The organism is Citrobacter sp. wls826 (assembly GCF_005281245.1).
In the GTDB taxonomy this organism is placed as follows: domain Bacteria; phylum Pseudomonadota; class Gammaproteobacteria; order Enterobacterales; family Enterobacteriaceae; genus Citrobacter; species Citrobacter braakii.
In genome coordinates this window covers 108,298-128,194 of sequence record NZ_SZWS01000063.1, presented here as the reverse complement: position 1 = coordinate 128,194, position 19,897 = coordinate 108,298, and the positions used below count along the sequence as shown (strand labels likewise).

Here is a 19,897-nt window from a genome sequence, read left to right as displayed (position 1 = left end):
GGCGGGCGGCGAAGCCCGAACCAATAATGACAATTCCGCGGCTCATTTTGCCTCCGTTGCCAGTACGTCAAAGACGTCTTTACCTAATGAACATTCCGGGCACAGGAAGTTATCCGGCACGTCGCTCCACGGTGTTCCCGGCGCGACATCCTGCAGCGGTTCACCTTTTGCCGGGTCGTAAATCCACTGGCATACGCTGCACTGCATGCTTGGACCAAGATCAGCGGCAGCCGCAGCGGCACAGGCGCACTCTTCCTCTTTGGTTGCCGTTTTGACGATTGTTTCCGGCAGCGGAGCAAGCGCCCACTGACGTGCGATTTCACGGCCATGCTGGCGACACAGTTCCAGCGCGTCCAGATCCGGACGCCATTTCGCTTTCAGACTCAGCGACATCTCGAAACCGGCATCCTGCAAGCGTGTGGACAAACGGTCTACCGCACCGCCGCTCCAGCCGTGTGAACCAAAGGCGCTGGCGCGTTTGTTACGAAAACGCAGGCCGGTCATCTCTTCTACCAGACCGGCGATTTTTGGCATCATTACGTTATTCATCGTTGAAGTACCAACCAGCACGCCTTTAGAGCGGAAGACGTTAGTCAGGACTTCGTTTTTGTCGCTACGGGCGACGTTAAAGATTTTCACCGCCACGTTCGGGTCAACTTCGTTGATGCCCTGGGCAATGGCGTCCGCCATCATGCGGGTGTTGTTGGACATGGTGTCGTAGAAAATGGTGATACGGTCTTCCTGATAGTCAGCCGCCCATTTCAGATACATTTCAACGATTTGTGTCGGGTTGTCGCGCCATACCACGCCGTGGGAAGTGGCAATCATATCCACCGGCAGGTTGAAGCCGAGAATCTCAGTGATTTTCGGTGTAACCAGACGGCTGAACGGCGTCAGGATGTTGGCGTAGTAACGCTGGCACTGTTCGAACAGTTCGGTCTGGTCAACTTCGTCGTTAAACAGACGTTCATCACAGTAGTGCTGGCCGAAGGCGTCGTTACTGAACAGCACCGCATCGCCGGTCATGTAGGTCATCATGCTGTCAGGCCAGTGCAGCATCGGTGTTTCAACGAAGATTAGCTGCTTACCGTTGCCAATGTCCAGCGAGTCGCCGGTTTTCACCACGTTGAAGTTCCACTCCGGGTGGTGGTGGTGCCCGTTGATAGAGTCAATAGCGTTGGCTGTGCAGTAAATTGGCGTGTCAGGGATGCAGGACATCAGCTCAGTCAGCGCACCGGCATGGTCCTCTTCCGCGTGGTTAATGATGATGTAGTCGATATCTGCCAGGTCAATTTCACTGCGCAGGTTCTGCACGAATTCACGGCTAAACTTGTGGTCTACTGTATCGATCAGGACATTTTTTTCTTCACGGATGAGATAGCTGTTGTAGCTGCTACCGCGCAGCGTTTTATATTCAGTCCCGTGGAAATCACGAACTTCCCAGTCACGTTGGCCAACCCAATGAATGTTATTTTTAACCAGAATAGACATAGCAACCTCAGTAATTAATTCAGCGTTTTTCTAAAAAAGATGTTTTGCTTATTGCAGGTTGCGTGCCAACTTTTTATTTATTGATTTTAAAGGGTTTGTTTTTTAATGCCTATAAGGTGGTAGTCAAAATGACTATTCATTTTATTGTCAATATGACAATATGAATTGTCAAAATGACAATGAGGTCGTCATGAGTTTTTCCGTAGAAGTGCTGGCGGGTATCGCCATTGAATTACAAAGCGGTATTGGACATCAGGACCGTTTTCAACGCCTGATAACCACCTTGCGTCAGGTGCTGGAGTGCGACGCGTCGGCATTGCTGCGCTATGAGTCGCGACAGTTTATTCCGCTGGCGATCGATGGGCTGGCGCAGGACGTTCTCGGCAGGCGCTTTACCCTGGAAGGGCATCCTCGTCTGGAGGCGATTGCCCGCGCCGGGGACGTGGTTCGTTTCCCTGCCGACAGCGATTTGCCAGACCCTTACGATGGGCTGATTCCGGGCCAGGAGAGCCTGAAGGTACACGCCTGCATTGGCTTACCGCTGTTCGCCGGTCAAAATCTGATTGGCGCGTTAACGCTGGATGGCATGGAGCCCGATCAATTCGATGTTTTCAGCGATGAAGAGCTTAGGCTGATTGCCGCGCTGGCGGCGGGCGCGCTGAGCAATGCGCTGCTGATTGAACAACTGGAAAGCCAGAATATGTTGCCGGGCTCGTCGACGGCCTTCGAGCAGGTGACTGAAACCCAAATGATTGGCCTGTCGCCCAATATGCTGCAGTTGAAAAAAGAGATTGAGATTGTGGCGGGATCCGATCTCAACGTACTGATTAGCGGCGAAACGGGGACCGGGAAGGAGCTGGTAGCTAAGGCTATCCATGAAGGTTCGCCGCGCGCGGTGAATCCGCTGGTGTATCTGAACTGCGCGGCGTTGCCGGAAACCGTAGCGGAAAGTGAGCTGTTTGGTCACGTAAAAGGCGCCTTTACCGGGGCTATCAGCAATCGTAGCGGTAAGTTTGAAATGGCTGACAATGGGACGCTGTTTCTCGATGAGATTGGCGAGCTCTCGCTGGCGTTACAGGCTAAGTTGCTACGTGTGTTGCAGTACGGCGATATTCAGCGTGTGGGTGACGATCGCAGCCTGCGCGTGGATGTTCGGGTGCTGGCGGCAACGAACCGTGATTTACGGGAAGAGGTGCTGGCCGGGAATTTCCGTGCGGATTTGTTCCACCGTCTGAGCGTCTTTCCCCTTTCCGTACCGCCCCTTCGTGAACGCGGCGAAGATGTGGTGCTGCTGGCCGGTTATTTTTGCGAACAATGTCGGCTGCGGCTGGGACTTTCCCGCGTGGTGTTAAGTCCCGGCGCGCGTAGTCATCTGTTGAATTACGGCTGGCCCGGGAACGTGCGTGAGCTGGAACATGCCATTCACCGGGCGGTTGTTCTGGCCAGAGCCACCAGGGCAGGGGATGAAGTGGTGCTTGAGGCGCAGCATTTTGCCCTGCAGGATGAAACCCCGGCTCCCCAGGCAGAGGTTGTTGCGGAGATCCCGCAGCATCGCAACCTGCGTGAGGCAACGGAGTCATTCCAGCGGGAGATGATCCGCCGGGCGTTGGCGCAAAATAATCACAGTTGGGCGGCAAGTGCGCGGGCGCTGGAAACAGACGTCGCCAACCTGCACCGGCTGGCGAAACGTCTGGGGCTGAAGGATTAGATAATACCTGCCTGATAGAAATCCTGCAGGTTGATAGCACCGGTGAGTTTACCGTTTTCATCTACCACCGGTGCGGCAGTGATTTTGCGCTTCATCAGGATCTCTTTGGCGTCAATGGCGCGGCTCTGCGCCTGCAGCGTAATGCCATTATGGGTCATTGCTTCGCTAACCTGAGTGGTGAGCGCTCCGCCGCCAACCAGCCAGCGGCGCAGGTCGCCGTCGGTAAAGACGCCTTTCACCAGCGACTCGTCGTCGCAGACTGCCACCAGGCCAAGACCCGTACGGCTTAGTTCCAGCATCGCGTCCATGACGCTGGTGGTGAGCGTCACCTGCGGAATGGCATCGTCACGGCGCATCAGATGATGCACTTTATTTAGCAGACGAGCGCCCAGCGCACCCGCCGGATGCGAGCGGGCAAAATCTTCTTCGTTAAAGCCGCGAGCCTGCATCACGGCGATTGCCAACGCGTCGCCCATCATCAGAGTGTTCACGGTGCTGGAAGTCGGTGCCAGGCGCATCGGACAGGCTTCGCGCTCAACGGAAATATCCAGCACGGCTTTGGCTGCCAGACCCAGCGGTGAGGTCGGTTTTCCGGTCATTGCCAGCAGAGCGACGGATTTGTCTTCCAGGCGCGGAATGATGAGATCCAGTTCTTTTGCGCCGCCGGAGTAGGAAATAAACAGCATGACATCACGGCTTTCAATCATCCCTAAGTCGCCGTGCAGCGCTTCAGCCGGATGCACAAAAAAGGCGGGCGTGCCGGTACTGGCGAGGGTCGCGGCTATTTTTTTGCCAATATGGCCTGATTTGCCAATCCCGGAGACAATCACTTTGCCTTCGCAGTGGATGATAGTATTGGCGGCGCGGACAAAATCATCGCCCAGTCGTTCAGGCAGTCGGCTGGCTTCCTGTAGCTCCAGCATTAGCGTCTGACGGCCCGCGTTCAGTAGTGCATCACTCATTGGTTTCTCCGGTTATGATCACTTCAATCCCTTTTGCTTCCAGCGCCTGACGAAACGCAGGGTCGATACCCGCATCGGTAATCAGCTTGTCGACGCTTTCCAGACTGCACACAACATTGGGGCTTTTGCGCCCAAATTTTGACGAGTCAGCCATCAGAATCACTTCGCGAGCGGCATTGCACATCGCTTTACTGACGCTAAACACCTCATTAAAGGTGGTCACGCCGGCATTGAGGTCAATGCCGTCGGTGCCCATGAAGAGTTTATCAAAGCTGAACTGCTCAAAGGCGTTTTCTGCCAGCTGACCGTGAAATGACGCAGATTTTTTGCGAAAGGTCCCGCCGGGCATCAGGATAGTTTGCTCGTTGTCCAGCTCTGAAAGGGCGTTAACAATGTGCAGACTGTTGGTCATGACGGTGATGTTGCTAAAGCGGGTGAGCATCGGCACCATCTGCAATACGGTGCTGCCCGCATCCAGAATAATCGAGTCGCCATCGTGAATAAAACGGACGGCGGCTTCAGCAATCTGCTCTTTTTTATGCGTATTGATTAGCGTTTTGTGATCGATTGGCGGGTCGGATTCGTCTTTATTTAATACCACGCCGCCATAGGTACGAATGACGGTTCCGGCATTCTCCAGAATGACCAGGTCTTTGCGAATGGTCGTGCCGGTTGTGTCAAAGTAGTGGGCCAGTTCTTCAACCGAGCATTTTCCCTGCTTTTGCAGGTGCTCCAGTATGGCCGCCTGTCGCTGACGAGGTTTCATAGGCGTGATTACCCTGACTTATTAGGTTGCAAAATGATAATTTCGCAAGCTATTAGCATTCACAACGAAATTACCCATGTTTCAGTTTAAGCGCCAATGATAGTGCATTCTGCGCTAACGGATCATGGGGAAAGATCACATCAGGCTGTAAATCATCAAGATGTTTGCCCATTATCGTGGCAATTTTACCGGGCCTGGCAAATACAGTAAGACCTTTCATAAATAACGAATCGGTAACCCGCTGCTGTTCATCCAGCGCGATGGCGACCACCACGCGGGGTTTAAACCGTCCACCGGAACGACCTACGCCAACCCGACCCCGCTGGCAGAGTTGATCAAACGCCCGGTTAAAGCGGGATATTTGCCAGCCACCGAGCGCCAGTTGCAGGCACCAGGCGATAGCGGCGACGGTAATCAGTGCGGAAACCATAATGTGCTCCTTTGATTTTGCCGGATGGCGGCTGTGCCTTATCCGACACAGATGTGTGTAGGCCCGGTAAGCGCAGCGCCACCGGGCAATCATGTTTCTTAGAACATCACCTGACCACCGGTCACGTTAATGGACTGACCGGTGCAGTAAGAGGCTTTCGGGCTGGCGTAAAACAGCAGCATGTTCAGCACGTCCTGATAATCGCAGCCGCGCTTAAGTGGAACCTTATCAATGTAGTACTGCTCGACTTCGTCTGGCTTAAGGCCAAGCTTGGTCGCATATTGCGGTAATAATGACTGGAACATCGGTGATTTCAGCAGATTGCCGAGCATCAGTGAATGCACGGTGATCCCGTACTCTGCCAGATCCAGCGCCAGCGACTGGGTTAAACCTACGCCGCCAAATTTTGCCGCGCTATAGCCTGAGTTGTGTTTACTGCCCACTTTCCCTGATTTGGAGTTGATCTGGATAATGCGTCCCTGGACGCCATCGCGGATCATCAGGCGTGAAAATTCACGTGCGCAGAGGAAGTAGCCGACCAGATTCACCTGCAGCGAGCGGTCGAAATCCCCAAGCTGAAAGTCGCTGATAAACGCGGCTTTTGCGATACCCGCGCTGTAAACCAGCAGATCGACGCGGCCAAATATTTCATCCACTCCGCGCGACAGCGCCAGCACACTCTGTTCGCTGGTGGCATCAGCGCCAAAACCGTAGGCGGTGCCTTCGCCAAACTCGGCGTTAATTTCCTGCGCGACGTTGGCGGCTTTATCGCTTTGGATATCCACCACCGCGACGCGGTACCCTTCTGTCGCAAGCCCACGGCAAAGGAATGCCCCCAGGGTCTGGCCTCCACCAATGACAACGGCAACCTGATTCATCTTTATCTCCTTCAATCTTAAGCAATAAACTTCAAAATACAGCCCGGTGCGATACCGTCCGGTACGGGGCCCGCAACGTGTACGGTGCCGGGAAATTCCGCTTCACTCAGTCCGTCAAAACGCAGAGTGATATGCCCCAGTTCACGTAAGTTTTGTTCCGCCACGCTGCCAACGGCTGTGACCGGGTAGTGATGCTGGCCTAGCTCAAATTGGATCCCTGCCTGCAAAGAGCCGTTCAGCTCCCCATGGCAATGGATGAAGCAAAATTCTTCGATATCCGCAGGCGCGCCTTCACGAAAGGTAATTAGCATCTGGTCGCAGAGTGCATCCGGGGCGCTCTGGCCGATGCGGGTGATGGTGGTTTCATAAATCACGGTCATTTTTGAGTGCCTCTTATTGGTAAATAAAGCCGGAAACAAACCAGGCGATGAGAACGGTCGGTGCGCCGGTCAGAAAACGACTCACCAGTACGGATGGCACACCGACGCGGACCGTGTCCTGGCGCGCTTCGGCTAGCGACAATCCGACTGGAATAAAGTCGCATGCCGCCTGAGCGTTAATGGCGAACAAGGCAGGTAGCGCCAGATGCGGAGGAATGTTCCCCAAACCAATCTGTACGCCGATCAGGACGCCGATAACCTGGGCGATGACCGCACCAGGGCCGAGGAAAGGGGACAGCAGCGGGAAAGAGCAGATCAGCGCCAGGGTTACCAGCCCCAGCGGATGGCTGGCCAGCGGTGCGAGTCCGTGGGCAATCCAGTCCCCCAGGCCAGACGCCATAATGATGCCGATCAGCGCCGAGACGAACGCCATAAACGGCAGAATGGTTTTCAGGACGGTATCGATAGTGTCTCGCCCAGCCTGAAACAGAACCGCAACGGCTGAACCCATTCCCATGCCGACTTTTGCCAGCAGACCGTCGCTTTGTTCGGTAATTTTCTTGCTGGTGTCGTACTCGCGACCCATCGTGCTGTTTGCTGGCGTTGGCGCAGCGGATGCTTCACCGACGACGGTAATGTTTTCTTCTTTCACGCCAGAGACATAGATATCTTCGATAATATATTGGGCCAGCGGACCTGATTTACCCGTCGCGTGAATATTCACTGTTGGTATACGGCGTTTTGGATAGATCCCGCAGCGCAGCGTGCCACCGCAGTCGATGATCGCCACGCCAATTTCGTTCTCTGGCGGCTCGCCTTCTTTGAAGCCATCAACGGCCTGCCAACCTGTCAGGCTGGCTATCCTGTCGACTATTGCGGGGCGAGTCCCGGCGGTGATATAGACAATTTTCTTGCCTGGCACGGCATCCAGTTCAAGCGGGCCGCCCCAGCCGCCGGTGCCTTTTTCAATACGAATACGCGTCATGATGCTGCTCCCGCCAGATGTACTTTCTGCTCAAGTTGAATGCCCATTTTTTTCTCAAAGATGGTGGTGGTGAAATCGGTCACCCAGCCGCGGAAGAAGTTGGTCACCAGGCCGACCAGCAAATAGCTCACCGCCAGCGGGCCGAGCGGAAGACCCAGCGTGGTCAGTCCGCTGGCGATCCCCAGATAGACGAACAGCTCACCGGGGTTGATGTGGGGAAATAAGCCGTTCATTGAATGGCAGCTGTAAGAGGCGGCTGCGTAGTAGCTGGGCTTGAACTTTTCCGGCATAAAGCGGCCCAGGCTCAGCGTCATAGGATTACAAAACACAAATGTGCCGATGCACGGCAGCAGTAGATAGCGGGACAGCGGGTTTCCGGCGCAGCGCTGGGCAAAACGTTCAATACGTTGCTGACCGATAAAGTTAATCAGCGCATTCATGATGACCAGCAGACTGATCAGCAGAGGCAGAATACCGGTCACCATGCCGGTAAACACCTCTCCGCCTTTCTGGAACAATCCGATAAACCACTCAGCACCGAGTGTGATGGTGTCGATCATTATTCTCTCCTGTAGGGGTTTTAGTTATCTTGCCAAACGGTAACTAATTTTAATCAGATCGAAAGGTTTAAAAGTGTTATTTTGATCGCAAAATGAAAGATAAATATTTTAATTTGAAAGATTGTGCGTGCAGACGCGCAAATGTGCCGGTCAGGAGTGCAAGAGGGGGGGAAATTCTGTGAAGGAGAGCGACTACTGCTTCCTTGTGTGGCGGAGGATGCTTTACCATACTTCTCCCAGGCTGAATTTGTTTAATGGATGTCTCATGTTCAAGCGTCGTTATGTAGCGTTACTTCCCCTTTTCGTATTGCTTACTGCTTGTAGCAGCAAACCTAAACCTTCAGAGACTCAAACGACTACGGGTACGCCATCCGGCGGCTTCCTGCTTGAGCCACAGCACAATGTCATGCAAACGGGCGGCGATTTTGCCAATAATCCGAACGCGCAGCAGTTCATCGAGAAAATGGTGAACAAGCACGGCTTTGACCGCCAGCAGTTGCAGGAGATCCTGTCGCAGGCCAAGCGTCTGGACTCGGTATTGCGTTTGATGGACCGCCAGGCGCCGACGACTCAACCGCCAGCCGGACCTAACGGTGCATGGCTGCGGTATCGTAAACAGTTCATCACTCCGGATAACGTACAAAACGGTGTGGCCTTCTGGAACCAATATGAAGATGCGCTGAACCGTGCATGGCAGGTCTACGGCGTACCGCCGGAAATTATCGTTGGCATTATTGGCGTAGAGACTCGCTGGGGCCGTGTGATGGGTAAAACGCGGATTCTGGATGCGCTGGCGACGTTGTCGTTTAACTATCCTCGTCGTGCGGAATATTTCTCTGGTGAACTGGAAACCTTTCTGCTGATGGCGCGAGATGAAAGCGACGATCCGCTCGATTTGAAAGGTTCTTTCGCAGGGGCGATGGGCTACGGCCAATTTATGCCATCTTCCTATAAACAATATGCCGTTGATTTCAATGGCGATGGTCACATTAACCTGTGGGATCCGGTTGATGCTATCGGTAGCGTGGCGAACTATTTCAAAGGCCACGGTTGGGTGAAAGGCGATACGGTCGCGGTTCCGGCGAATGGCCAGGCGCCTGGGCTGGCGAACGGCTTTAAAACCCAGTACAGCATTTCTCAGCTTGCCGCCGCAGGCCTGACGCCGCAGCAGTCTCTGGGTAATCATCAGCAGGCCAGCCTGCTGCGACTGGATATCGGTACCGGTTATCAGTATTGGTATGGACTGCCAAACTTCTACACCATCACCCGCTATAACCACAGTACCCACTATGCAATGGCCGTGTGGCAATTGGGTCAGGCGGTCGCGCTGGCGCGCGTGCAGTAATCATTTGTTATCGGTCTACAGGGGCAATTCCTTGTAGACCGAATACGCTATCCTGGTGCGTTATCCGGTACTCTTTTGAATGCGGTTTATCTATTTTCTGAATGCCCCTCGTAAAATTGTCTCCTCATCCCCATCTTGGTTATGAAAGTGCTATCTTGTCCGGCATATTTTTTTAACTGACAGAGGCTGAAATGACCGACAGTGAACTGATGCAGTTAAGCGAGCAGGTTGGCCTGGCGTTGAAAGCGCGCGGGGCAACCGTGACGACGGCGGAATCCTGCACCGGCGGCTGGGTAGCCAAAGCAATTACGGATATTGCCGGCAGCTCCGCCTGGTTTGAGCGCGGGTTTGTGACCTACAGCAATGAAGCCAAAGCGCAGATGATTGGCGTGCGCGAAGAGACGCTGGTCCAGCATGGGGCGGTGAGCGAACCTGTGGTGGTGGAGATGGCGATTGGCGCGCTAAAAGCGGCCCGCGCGCATTTCGCTGTTTCGATTAGCGGTATTGCGGGGCCAGATGGCGGCAGTGAAGAAAAGCCCGTGGGGACGGTATGGTTCGCTTTTGCCAGCGCGAGCGGCGAGGGGATTACTCGCCGGGAATGCTTCAGCGGCGATCGCGATGCGGTACGTCGACAGGCGACCGCCTACGCGTTACAAACCCTGTGGCAACAATTTCTACAAAACACTTGATACTGTATGAGCATACAGTATAATTGCCCCAACAGAACATTATCTATCACGTTTCGCGGTTTAACCCGAAAGCGGCATGACAGGAGTAATTAATGGCTATCGACGAAAACAAACAGAAAGCGTTGGCGGCAGCGCTGGGTCAGATCGAAAAGCAATTCGGTAAAGGCTCCATCATGCGCCTGGGTGAAGACCGTTCCATGGATGTGGAAACCATCTCCACTGGTTCGCTTTCTCTGGATATCGCATTGGGCGCGGGCGGTTTGCCAATGGGCCGTATCGTTGAAATCTACGGGCCTGAATCTTCCGGTAAAACGACGCTGACCCTGCAGGTTATTGCTGCCGCACAGCGCGAAGGTAAAACCTGTGCGTTCATCGATGCGGAACACGCACTGGATCCCGTCTATGCGCGCAAGCTTGGCGTTGATATCGACAACCTGCTGTGCTCTCAGCCGGATACCGGTGAACAAGCGCTGGAAATCTGTGATGCGCTGGCGCGTTCCGGTGCGGTTGACGTTATCGTTGTCGACTCCGTTGCCGCATTGACGCCGAAGGCAGAAATCGAAGGCGAGATTGGTGACTCTCACATGGGCCTTGCGGCACGTATGATGAGCCAGGCCATGCGTAAGCTGGCCGGTAACCTGAAGCAGTCCAACACGCTACTGATTTTCATCAACCAGATCCGTATGAAGATTGGTGTTATGTTCGGTAACCCGGAAACCACCACCGGTGGTAACGCCCTGAAATTCTATGCTTCTGTTCGCCTGGATATCCGTCGTATTGGCGCGGTGAAAGAAGGCGACAATGTGGTTGGTAGCGAAACCCGTGTTAAGGTCGTGAAAAACAAAATTGCCGCGCCGTTCAAACAGGCTGAATTCCAGATTCTTTACGGTGAAGGTATCAACTTCTACGGCGAACTGGTTGATTTGGGCGTGAAAGAGAAGCTGATTGAAAAAGCCGGTGCATGGTACAGCTACAACGGTGAGAAAATTGGTCAGGGTAAAGCGAATGCCACTAACTGGCTGAAGGAAAACCCGGCAACGGCGAAGGAAATTGAGAAGAAAGTACGCGAGTTACTGCTCAATAACCCGGATTCAAAACCAGACTTCTCTGTTGATGACAGCGGTGAAGATGTAAAAGAAACGAACGAAGATTTCTGATAATCTGACGTTATCGCACATAGAAGGGCTGCATACGATGCAGCCCTTTTCCATTTCTGAAGGCTCACTATGACAGAAGCAACTTCCCGCCGCTCCGCTTATTCCCGACTTCTTGACCGCGCTGTACGTATACTGGCGATGCGCGATCACAGCGAGCAGGAACTGCGGCGTAAGCTGGCCGCTCCGGTGATGGGAAAAAATGGACCGGAAGACATTGATGCAACGCCGGAGGATTACGACAAGGTCATCGCCTGGTGTATTGAAAGTCGTTATCTGGATGATGACCGCTTTGTTCAGCAGTTTATCTCCAGCCGTAGCCGTAAAGGTTATGGACCCGCGCGTGTGCGTCAGGAATTAAACCAAAAAGGGATTTCGCGGGAAGCCGTTGAACGAGCCATGCGCGAGTGCGAAATTGACTGGGCAGCACTTGCGCGCGCGCAGGCCATTCGTAAATACGGAGAACCTTTACCTGTAGATTTTTCAGATAAGGTAAAGGTCCAGCGCTTTTTGCTCTACCGTGGCTATCTGATGGAAGATATTCAGGCAATATGGCGAAATTTTGACGATTGAGCGCATACGGGATTTTACTTCCCAGTAAAGAAAACTTATCTTATTCCCACTTTTCGATTGCCAGAGGCGCAGTTTACGTGCCGATGCTGGTAATGACATTTCGTTAGCTTGATTTCTTCAGGATAATTATGAGCAAGAGCACCGCTGAGATCCGTCAGGCGTTTCTCGATTTTTTCCATAGTAAAGGACATCAGGTAGTTGCCAGCAGCTCCCTGGTACCGAACAATGACCCTACTTTGTTGTTTACCAACGCCGGGATGAACCAGTTCAAGGATGTGTTCCTTGGCCTCGACAAGCGTAATTATTCCCGCGCAACCACCTCGCAGCGTTGCGTGCGTGCGGGCGGTAAGCACAACGACCTGGAAAACGTCGGTTACACTGCACGTCACCATACTTTCTTCGAAATGCTGGGCAACTTCAGCTTCGGCGATTATTTCAAACATGATGCTATTCAATACGCATGGGAACTGCTGACCGGTGAAAACTGGTTTGCCCTGCCAAAAGAGCGTCTGTGGGTCACCGTCTATGAAACTGACGATGAAGCCTATGAAATCTGGGAAAAAGAAGTCGGCATTCCGCGCGAACGTATCATCCGTATCGGTGATAACAAAGGCGCGGCTTATGCTTCCGACAACTTCTGGCAGATGGGTGATACCGGCCCTTGCGGTCCGTGCACCGAAATTTTCTACGACCACGGCGACCACATTTGGGGTGGCCCTCCGGGAAGCGCAGAAGAAGATGGCGATCGCTACATTGAGATCTGGAACATCGTCTTCATGCAGTTCAACCGTCAGGCTGACGGTACCATGGAACCGCTGCCGAAGCCGTCCGTGGATACCGGTATGGGCCTTGAGCGTATTGCGGCCGTGCTGCAACACGTTAACTCCAACTATGAAATCGACCTGTTCCGTTCACTGATTGAGTCCGTGGCGAAAGTCACCGGCGCGACCGATCTGAGCAACAAGTCGCTGCGCGTTATCGCTGACCATATCCGCTCCTGTGCATTCCTGATTGCCGATGGCGTTGTCCCGTCGAATGAAAACCGTGGTTATGTGCTGCGTCGTATCATTCGTCGCGCGGTACGTCATGGCAACATGCTGGGCGCGAAGGATACCTTCTTCTACAAGCTGGTTGGTCCGCTGGTGGACGTCATGGGCTCCGCAGGTGAAGAACTGAAGCGTCAGCAGGCTATGGTTGAGCAGGTTCTGAAAACCGAAGAAGAGCAGTTTGCGCGTACACTGGAGCGTGGTCTGGCGCTGCTGGATGAAGAACTGGCAAAACTGTCCGGTGATACACTGGATGGCGAAACCGCATTCCGTCTGTATGACACTTACGGTTTCCCGGTTGACCTGACGGCGGACGTTTGCCGCGAGCGCAACATTAAGGTTGACGAGGCGGGCTTTGAAGCCGCAATGGAAGAACAGCGCCGTCGCGCGCGTGAAGCCAGCGGCTTTGGCGCAGACTACAATGCGATGATTCGTGTTGATGGCGCCTCTGAATTTAAAGGCTACGAACACCTGGAACTGAATGGCAAAGTGACCGCGCTGTTTGTTGATGGTAAAGCGGTAGACGCAATTAACGCAGGCCAGGACGCAGTTGTCGTACTGGATCAGACTCCGTTCTATGCGGAATCTGGTGGTCAGGTTGGCGACAAGGGTGAACTGAAAGGCGCAGGCTTCGCGTTTGCCGTGAGCGACACGCAGAAATATGGCCAGGCGATTGGTCACATCGGTAAGCTGTCTGCGGGTTCTCTGAAAATTGGCGATGCAGTACAGGCTGATGTTGATGAAGCTCGTCGTGCGCGCATTCGCTTGAACCACTCCGCAACGCACCTGATGCACGCGGCGCTGCGCCAGGTACTGGGCACGCATGTGGCACAGAAAGGCTCATTGGTTAACGATAAAGTGCTGCGCTTCGACTTCTCTCATACTGAAGCTATGAAGCCTGCTGAAATCCGTGCCGTTGAAGATCTGGTTAATGCGCAAATTCGTCGCAATCTGCCGATTGAAACGAACATCATGGATCTCGAAGCGGCGAAAGCCAAAGGCGCAATGGCGCTGTTTGGCGAGAAATATGACGACCACGTGCGTGTTCTGAGCATGGGTGATTTCTCTACCGAACTGTGTGGTGGTACTCATGCCAGCCGTACGGGGGATATTGGTCTGTTCCGTATTGTGTCTGAGTCAGGCACTGCGGCGGGCGTTCGTCGTATTGAAGCTGTGACCGGTGAAGGCGCTATCCAAACCGTGCATGCTGAGAGCGATCGCTTAAGCGATATTGCGCAGCTGCTGAAAGGCGATAGCCAGAATATTGGTGACAAAGTTCGTTCCGTGCTGGAGCGTACGCGTCAACTCGAAAAAGAATTGCAGCAATTGAAGGAACAGGCTGCGGCGCAGGAGAGTGCAAATCTCTCCAGCAAAGCGGTTGATATCAATGGCGTGAAGCTGCTGGTCAGCGAACTCGCGGACGTTGAGCCGAAAATGTTGCGTACCATGGTTGATGATCTGAAAAATCAACTGGGGTCTACCGTTATCGTTCTGGCAACGGTAGTGGAAGGTAAGGTTTCTCTGATTGCGGGTGTGTCTAAGGACGTGACAGATCGCGTGAAAGCAGGGGAGCTGGTTGGAATGGTCGCTCAGCAGGTAGGCGGTAAGGGTGGTGGTCGTCCGGACATGGCGCAAGCCGGTGGTACGGATGCTGCGGCTCTGCCAGCAGCGTTAGCCAGTGTGAAAGGCTGGGTCAGCGCAAAACTGTAATAATTATAAGCGTAAGTCGACGCTGCGGACTTCAATCCGCAGCGTTTGTATCAACGCTATCGACAACGATAAAGTCAGGTTGAAGTTGTGTATATCGGCTAAACTTAGGTTTAACAGAATGTGATGCCGTGACTGCTTACACTTAGGTGTTTGTCATCGCTTACTTTTTGGCGTTATATGATGGATAATGCCGGGATACAGAGAGACCCGACTCTTTTAATCTTTCAAGGAGCAAAGAATGCTGATTCTGACTCGTCGAGTTGGTGAGACCCTCATGATAGGCGATGAGGTCACCGTGACAGTTTTAGGGGTGAAGGGCAACCAGGTGCGCATTGGCGTAAACGCCCCGAAAGAAGTTTCTGTCCATCGTGAAGAGATCTACCAGCGTATCCAGGCTGAAAAATCCCAGCAGTCCAGTTACTAAGGTTTTCGCGTCTCACCTTTCTGGTGAGGCGCAACCTGATTGAATTATCCCTTTTCTTCTCTTTTCTTCTTCGTCTTCCTCATTTTTTCGATTCTCATCCGCGTATTGCCTTTCCCTGCGATTTTTCCGTTTGTTCATTGCCTCAGGAAATTGCCAATTTATCTGTTGATAAAACACTCTTTTTGCCGTTTTTGCAGACTAATTGCGCGTGAAATGTGCAAACGATAAAAGCGCTGGAAAAATTGTTTGACTTATAAGTCCCAGAAAGTAATATGTGCGCCACGCAGCGACGATGAGCAGAAACAAGTTCTTCGAAGCACTCGCAAGAGGCGTGTTGGTGAGGTGGCCGAGAGGCTGAAGGCGCTCCCCTGCTAAGGGAGTATGCGGTCAAAAGCTGCATCCGGGGTTCGAATCCCCGCCTCACCGCCATTTGCATCCGTAGCTCAGCTGGATAGAGTACTCGGCTACGAACCGAGCGGTCGGAGGTTCGAATCCTCCCGGATGCACCATCTTCTCTGCAATAGCGCATTAGCGTTGTTACAGAAAATCGATATCACTTTAGCAGCGATATCAAATCTGCAGTAAGTAAGTTTCCCTGATGCATCCGTAGCTCAGCTGGATAGAGTACTCGGCTACGAACCGAGCGGTCGGAGGTTCGAATCCTCCCGGATGCACCATCTTCTCCGAGATAACAGCAACACTGTTGTTTCATGGGCTTCGAGATAATCGTGAGCACCAGGGAGGATAACGTTGCTTCAGCAACGGCCCACAGGGCGAGGCGCAGCCGAGTAATCCTCCCGGATGCACCATCTCTTACTTGATATCGCTCATTACGATATCAATATCGGCAGTAAAGCAAGTTTCCCGATGCATCCGTAGCTCAGCTGGATAGAGTACTCGGCTACGAACCGAGCGGTCGGAGGTTCGAATCCTCCCGGATGCACCATCTTCTCCGAGATAACAGCAAAACTGTTGTTTCATGGTCTGCGAGATAATCGCGAGCACCAGGGAGGATAACGTTGCTTAAGCAACGGCCCGCAGGGCGAGGCGCAGCCGAGTAATCCTCCCGGATGCACCATCTTACTTGATAGCGCTTTAGCAGCGACATCAAGTCTGCAGTAAAGCAAGTTTCCCTGATGCATCCGTAGCTCAGCTGGATAGAGTACTCGGCTACGAACCGAGCGGTCGGAGGTTCGAATCCTCCCGGATGCACCATCTTCTCCGAGATAACAGCAACACTGTTGTTTCATGGTCTGCGAGATAATCGTGAGCACCAGGGATGATAACGTTGCTTCAGCAACGGCCCCAGGGCGAGGCGCAGCCGAGTAATCCTCCCGGATGCACTATCTTCTCTCCTTTGAATCATTTCCACATACTCCCGGAACACCCCTTAATTCGCTGTCAGCGACAAAATCAATCAATTACGATAAAATAACGTCTGGTCATTCGGCTTGTGAGAAGACGATGTACGAACGTTATGCGGGTTTGATTTTTGATATGGATGGCACCATCCTGGATACCGAGCCAACGCACCGTAAGGCGTGGCATGAGGTATTGGGGCATTATGGATTACGTTTTGATGAACAAGCCATGGTCGCCCTCAATGGCTCCCCAACGTGGCGTATTGCCCAGTCGGTAATTGAATTGAATCATGCCGATCTTGACCCTCATGCATTGGCGCGTGAAAAAACCGACAAGGTGAGAAGCATGCTGCTGGATAGCGTCCAGCCTTTGCCATTGGTTGATGTCGTGAAAGCCTGGCATGGTCGTCGTCCTATGTCGGTAGGTACGGGGAGTGAAAGCGCGATTGCGGAAGCTCTGCTCGCACACCTTGGGCTGCGTCGCTATTTTGATGCTGTAGTCGCAGCCGATCACGTACAACACCATAAACCTGCTCCTGATACGTTTTTGCTCTGTGCCGAACGTATGGGTGTTGCTCCGGCGCGCTGTGTCGTATTTGAAGATGCCGATTTTGGACTGCAGGCGGCGCGTGCCGCAGGAATGGACGCGGTGGATGTCCGGTTATTGTGAGTGATGGACTATCGCTCCTGTCACTGTTTGCCAGCAGTTTTCTCAGCGCTACGCTATTACCCGGCAATTCTGAAGTTGTTTTAGTTGCTTTGCTGGTCTCTGGGGTAAGTCATCCCTGGGTCTTAGTCTTAACAGCAACAATGGGTAATAGCCTTGGAGGGTTAACTAACGTTATCCTTGGGCGTTTCTTTCCATTGCGTAAAACATCGCGCTGGCAAGAAAAAGCCACTGGCTGGCTGCGGCGCTATGGCGCTGTCACACTATTATTAAGCTGGATGCCGGTTGTGGGTGATTTACTGTGCCTGTTAGCTGGATGGATGCGCATCTCGTGGGGTCCAGTACTTTTTTTCTTATGCCTTGGCAAGGCGCTGCGCTATATAGTTGTCGCAGCGGTTACGACGCAAGGCATTATGTGGTGGCACTAATTGTGTTGTGAGATAGCCTTCAGGGTAACCAATACCATTATGCTAATTAAAACGATTTTGACAGGCGGGAGGTCAATTTGATCCCGGACGTATCACAGGCGCTGGCCTGGCTGGAAAACCATCCTCAGGCGTTAAAGGGGATTCAACGTGGGCTGGAGCGCGAAACGCTGCGCGTTAATGCAGATGGGTCATTAGCAACGACAGGCCATCCTGAGGTGTTAGGCTCAGCGCTAACGCATAAATGGATAACCACTGACTTTGCCGAAGCGCTGCTGGAGTTTATCACGCCTCCAGGCGACGACATTGAGAAAATGCTCACGTTCATGCGCGACCTGCATCGGTATACCGCCAGGAACCTGGGCGACGAGCGTATGTGGCCGTTGAGCATGCCTTGCTATATTGCCGAAGGTCAGGATATCGAACTGGCGCAGTACGGTACGTCGAATACTGGTCGTCTGAAAACGCTGTACCGTGAAGGCCTCAAAAACCGTTACGGCGCGTTGATGCAGACTATCTCCGGCGTACACTACAATTTCTCATTGCCGATGGCTTTCTGGCAGGCGAAATGTGGCGTAACGGACGGCGAAGATGCTAAAGAGAAGATCTCCGCGGGTTACTTCCGTCTGATCCGCAACTACTACCGTTTTGGTTGGGTGATCCCGTATCTGTTTGGCGCCTCTCCGGCCATTTGTTCCTCTTTCCTGCAAGGAAAACCGACAACCCTGCCGTTTGAAAAAACCGACTGTGGGATGTATTACCTGCCGTATGCGACGTCGCTGCGTCTGAGTGATTTGGGCTATACCAATAAGTCGCAAAGCAATCTCGGAATTACGTTTAACGATTTGCATGAGTATGTGGCAGGATTAAAGCGCGCGATTAAAACCCCTTCCGAGGAGTACGCGGCGATCGGTCTGGAGAAGGACGGTAAGCGTCTGCAAATCAACAGCAACGTTCTGCAGATTGAAAATGAGCTGTATGCGCCTATTCGCCCGAAACGCGTCACTCGTCGTGGCGAAACGCCTTCTGACGCGCTTCTGCGTGGCGGTATTGAGTACATCGAAGTTCGTTCACTGGATATCAACCCGTTCTCACCGATCGGCGTGGACGAGCAGCAGGTGCGTTTCCTCGATCTGTTTATGGTCTGGTGTGCGCTGGCCGATGCCCCGGAAATGAGCAGCGATGAATTGCTGTGTACGCGTAAAAACTGGAATCGTGTGATTCTCGAAGGTCGTAAGCCTGGGCTGACGTTAGGTATTGGCTGTGAAACAGCCCAGTTCCCGCTGCCTAAGGTAGGGAAAGATCTGTTCCGTGATCTGAAACGCGTGGCACAAACGCTGGACAGCATCGATGGGGGAGAGGAGTATCAAAAGGTCTGTGATGAACTGGTTGCCTGTTTTGACAACCCAGAACTGACTTTCTCTGCCCGCATCCTACGGTCTATGATTGATGAAGGCATTGGCGGCACGGGTAAAGCGCTGGGTGAGGCTTACCGAAATCTGCTGCGTGAAGAGCCGTTAGAAATATTGCAGGAAGCGGAATTTATTGCTGAAACCGAGGCTTCAAAGCGTCGTCAGCAGGAGATCGAAGCGGCTGATACTGAGCCGTTTAGCGTGTGGCTGGAAAAGCACGCTTGATACAAAAGAAAAAGGCCACTCGGGAGTGGCCAAAATTTCATCTCTGAAAACAGGGATGATGATAACAAATGCGCGTCTTTCATATACTCAGACTCGCCCCGGAACAAAGAGTTCAGATTATTTTCAAAAAATTTATCGGAGGTGGCTAAATGCCGTTGTTAGATAGTTTTACTGTCGATCACACCCGGATGGAAGCTCCCGCGGTCCGGGTTGCAAAAACGATGAACACCCCGCATGGCGACGCAATCACCGTGTTTGATCTGCGTTTCTGCATTCCGAACAAAGAAGTGATGCCTGAGAAAGGTATCCACACGCTGGAACACCTGTTTGCAGGTTTTATGCGTAACCATCTCAACGGCAACGGCGTGGAGATTATCGATATCTCTCCGATGGGATGCCGCACTGGCTTTTACATGAGCCTGATTGGTACGCCAGACGAGCAGCGTGTTGCCGACGCGTGGAAAGCGGCGATGGCGGACGTGCTGAAAGTGCAGGATCAAAACCAGATCCCGGAGCTGAACGTTTACCAGTGTGGCACGTATCAGATGCACTCTCTTAGCGAAGCACAGGATATCGCACGTCATATTCTGGAGCATGATGTACGCGTTAACAGCAATGAAGAGCTGGCGCTGCCGAAAGAGAAACTGCAGGAACTGCATATTTAGTCATACTGATTAGTTGTTCCAGTATTTAAATTAACCTCGGC

The 19,897-nt window shown here is 52.9% G+C and carries 19 protein-coding genes and 5 tRNA genes; 16 read left to right on the top strand and 8 right to left on the bottom strand.

Features of this window, described 5'->3' with window-relative positions:
* Positions 1-42: 42 nt before the first annotated feature.
* Positions 43-1,491: an anaerobic nitric oxide reductase flavorubredoxin gene (gene norV / locus FDW87_RS19735; protein ID WP_016154175.1), complete on the bottom strand. Its 1,449-nt coding sequence runs from the start codon at positions 1,489-1,491 to the stop codon at positions 43-45.
* Positions 1,492-1,681: 190 nt separating this feature from the next.
* Here norV and norR point away from each other — a divergent pair, with 190 nt between their 5' ends.
* Positions 1,682-3,199 carry a nitric oxide reductase transcriptional regulator NorR gene (gene norR, locus FDW87_RS19730; protein ID WP_137380087.1) on the top strand — a complete coding sequence of 506 codons (1,518 nt, stop codon included), beginning with the start codon at positions 1,682-1,684 and terminating at the stop codon, positions 3,197-3,199.
* Here the strand turns inward: norR and gutQ are convergent.
* The 7 genes from gutQ to srlA form a co-directional block, all read right to left on the bottom strand.
* Entirely contained in the window at positions 3,196-4,161 is a 966-nt protein-coding gene (gene gutQ, locus FDW87_RS19725) for an arabinose-5-phosphate isomerase GutQ (protein ID WP_016157311.1), read from the bottom strand. The two genes, norR and gutQ, sit on opposite strands and share 4 nt — an antisense overlap.
* Positions 4,154-4,927, bottom strand: a complete 774-nt coding sequence (locus tag FDW87_RS19720; protein WP_003037350.1) for a DNA-binding transcriptional repressor — start codon at positions 4,925-4,927, stop codon at positions 4,154-4,156. Before FDW87_RS19720 ends, gutQ begins: the two co-directional genes overlap by 8 nt.
* Positions 4,928-4,997: 70 nt before the next feature.
* Entirely contained in the window at positions 4,998-5,357 is a 360-nt protein-coding gene (gene gutM, locus FDW87_RS19715) for a transcriptional regulator GutM (protein ID WP_016154172.1), read from the bottom strand.
* A 98-nt stretch (positions 5,358-5,455) separates the two neighbouring features.
* Entirely contained in the window at positions 5,456-6,235 is a 780-nt protein-coding gene (gene srlD / locus FDW87_RS19710) for a sorbitol-6-phosphate dehydrogenase (protein WP_003037345.1), read from the bottom strand.
* A gap of 17 nt (positions 6,236-6,252) precedes the next feature.
* Positions 6,253-6,615: a PTS glucitol/sorbitol transporter subunit IIA gene (gene srlB / locus FDW87_RS19705; RefSeq protein ID WP_016157310.1), complete on the bottom strand. Its 363-nt coding sequence runs from the start codon at positions 6,613-6,615 to the stop codon at positions 6,253-6,255.
* A gap of 13 nt (positions 6,616-6,628) precedes the next feature.
* Complete coding sequence (locus FDW87_RS19700) at positions 6,629-7,600, bottom strand: PTS glucitol/sorbitol transporter subunit IIB (RefSeq protein ID WP_016157309.1); 972 nt, start codon at positions 7,598-7,600, stop codon at positions 6,629-6,631.
* Positions 7,597-8,160 (bottom strand): PTS glucitol/sorbitol transporter subunit IIC, encoded by a 564-nt coding sequence (gene srlA / locus FDW87_RS19695; RefSeq protein ID WP_016154169.1) that lies wholly within the window; start codon positions 8,158-8,160, stop codon positions 7,597-7,599. Before srlA ends, FDW87_RS19700 begins: the two co-directional genes overlap by 4 nt.
* A 265-nt stretch (positions 8,161-8,425) precedes the next feature.
* Here srlA and mltB point away from each other — a divergent pair, with 265 nt between their 5' ends.
* The 15 genes from mltB (at position 8,426) to luxS (ending at position 19,856) form a co-directional block, all read left to right on the top strand.
* Positions 8,426-9,505: a lytic murein transglycosylase B gene (mltB, locus tag FDW87_RS19690; protein ID WP_170975122.1), complete on the top strand. Its 1,080-nt coding sequence runs from the start codon at positions 8,426-8,428 to the stop codon at positions 9,503-9,505.
* A 191-nt stretch (positions 9,506-9,696) separates the two neighbouring features.
* Positions 9,697-10,194 carry a nicotinamide-nucleotide amidase gene (pncC, locus tag FDW87_RS19685; protein ID WP_016154167.1) on the top strand — a complete coding sequence of 166 codons (498 nt, stop codon included), beginning with the start codon at positions 9,697-9,699 and terminating at the stop codon, positions 10,192-10,194.
* Positions 10,195-10,286: 92 nt separating this feature from the next.
* Positions 10,287-11,351 carry a recombinase RecA gene (recA, locus tag FDW87_RS19680; RefSeq protein ID WP_016154166.1) on the top strand — a complete coding sequence of 355 codons (1,065 nt, stop codon included), beginning with the start codon at positions 10,287-10,289 and terminating at the stop codon, positions 11,349-11,351.
* 69 nt (positions 11,352-11,420) lie between these two features.
* On the top strand, positions 11,421-11,921 hold the full coding sequence (recX, locus tag FDW87_RS19675; protein WP_016154165.1) for a recombination regulator RecX: 501 nt from the start codon (positions 11,421-11,423) through the stop codon (positions 11,919-11,921).
* A 128-nt stretch (positions 11,922-12,049) separates the two neighbouring features.
* Positions 12,050-14,677, top strand: coding sequence for an alanine--tRNA ligase (gene alaS, locus FDW87_RS19670; RefSeq protein ID WP_016157306.1), 2,628 nt, complete (start codon positions 12,050-12,052; stop codon positions 14,675-14,677).
* Positions 14,678-14,915: 238 nt separating this feature from the next.
* Entirely contained in the window at positions 14,916-15,101 is a 186-nt protein-coding gene (csrA, locus tag FDW87_RS19665; protein WP_000906486.1) for a carbon storage regulator CsrA, read from the top strand.
* A gap of 336 nt (positions 15,102-15,437) precedes the next feature.
* Positions 15,438-15,530: transfer RNA gene (locus tag FDW87_RS19660), tRNA-Ser, on the top strand.
* Positions 15,531-15,533: 3 nt separating this feature from the next.
* A tRNA-Arg gene (locus tag FDW87_RS19655) sits at positions 15,534-15,610 on the top strand.
* 91 nt (positions 15,611-15,701) lie between these two features.
* Positions 15,702-15,778, top strand: a tRNA-Arg gene (locus FDW87_RS19650).
* Between the two features lie 192 nt (positions 15,779-15,970).
* Positions 15,971-16,047 (top strand) — tRNA-Arg (locus FDW87_RS19645).
* Between the two features lie 192 nt (positions 16,048-16,239).
* Positions 16,240-16,316: transfer RNA gene (locus FDW87_RS19640), tRNA-Arg, on the top strand.
* A gap of 249 nt (positions 16,317-16,565) precedes the next feature.
* Entirely contained in the window at positions 16,566-17,132 is a 567-nt protein-coding gene (yqaB, locus tag FDW87_RS19635) for a fructose-1-phosphate/6-phosphogluconate phosphatase (protein WP_049270940.1), read from the top strand.
* Complete coding sequence (locus tag FDW87_RS19630) at positions 17,129-17,557, top strand: YqaA family protein (protein WP_047358814.1); 429 nt, start codon at positions 17,129-17,131, stop codon at positions 17,555-17,557. The genes yqaB and FDW87_RS19630 overlap by 4 nt, the downstream gene beginning before the upstream one ends.
* A 77-nt stretch (positions 17,558-17,634) precedes the next feature.
* Complete coding sequence (gene gshA / locus FDW87_RS19625; RefSeq protein WP_016154161.1) at positions 17,635-19,191, top strand: glutamate--cysteine ligase; 1,557 nt, start codon at positions 17,635-17,637, stop codon at positions 19,189-19,191.
* A 149-nt stretch (positions 19,192-19,340) separates the two neighbouring features.
* Complete coding sequence (gene luxS, locus FDW87_RS19620) at positions 19,341-19,856, top strand: S-ribosylhomocysteine lyase (protein ID WP_016154160.1); 516 nt, start codon at positions 19,341-19,343, stop codon at positions 19,854-19,856.
* The last annotated feature ends 41 nt before the right edge of the window (positions 19,857-19,897 follow it).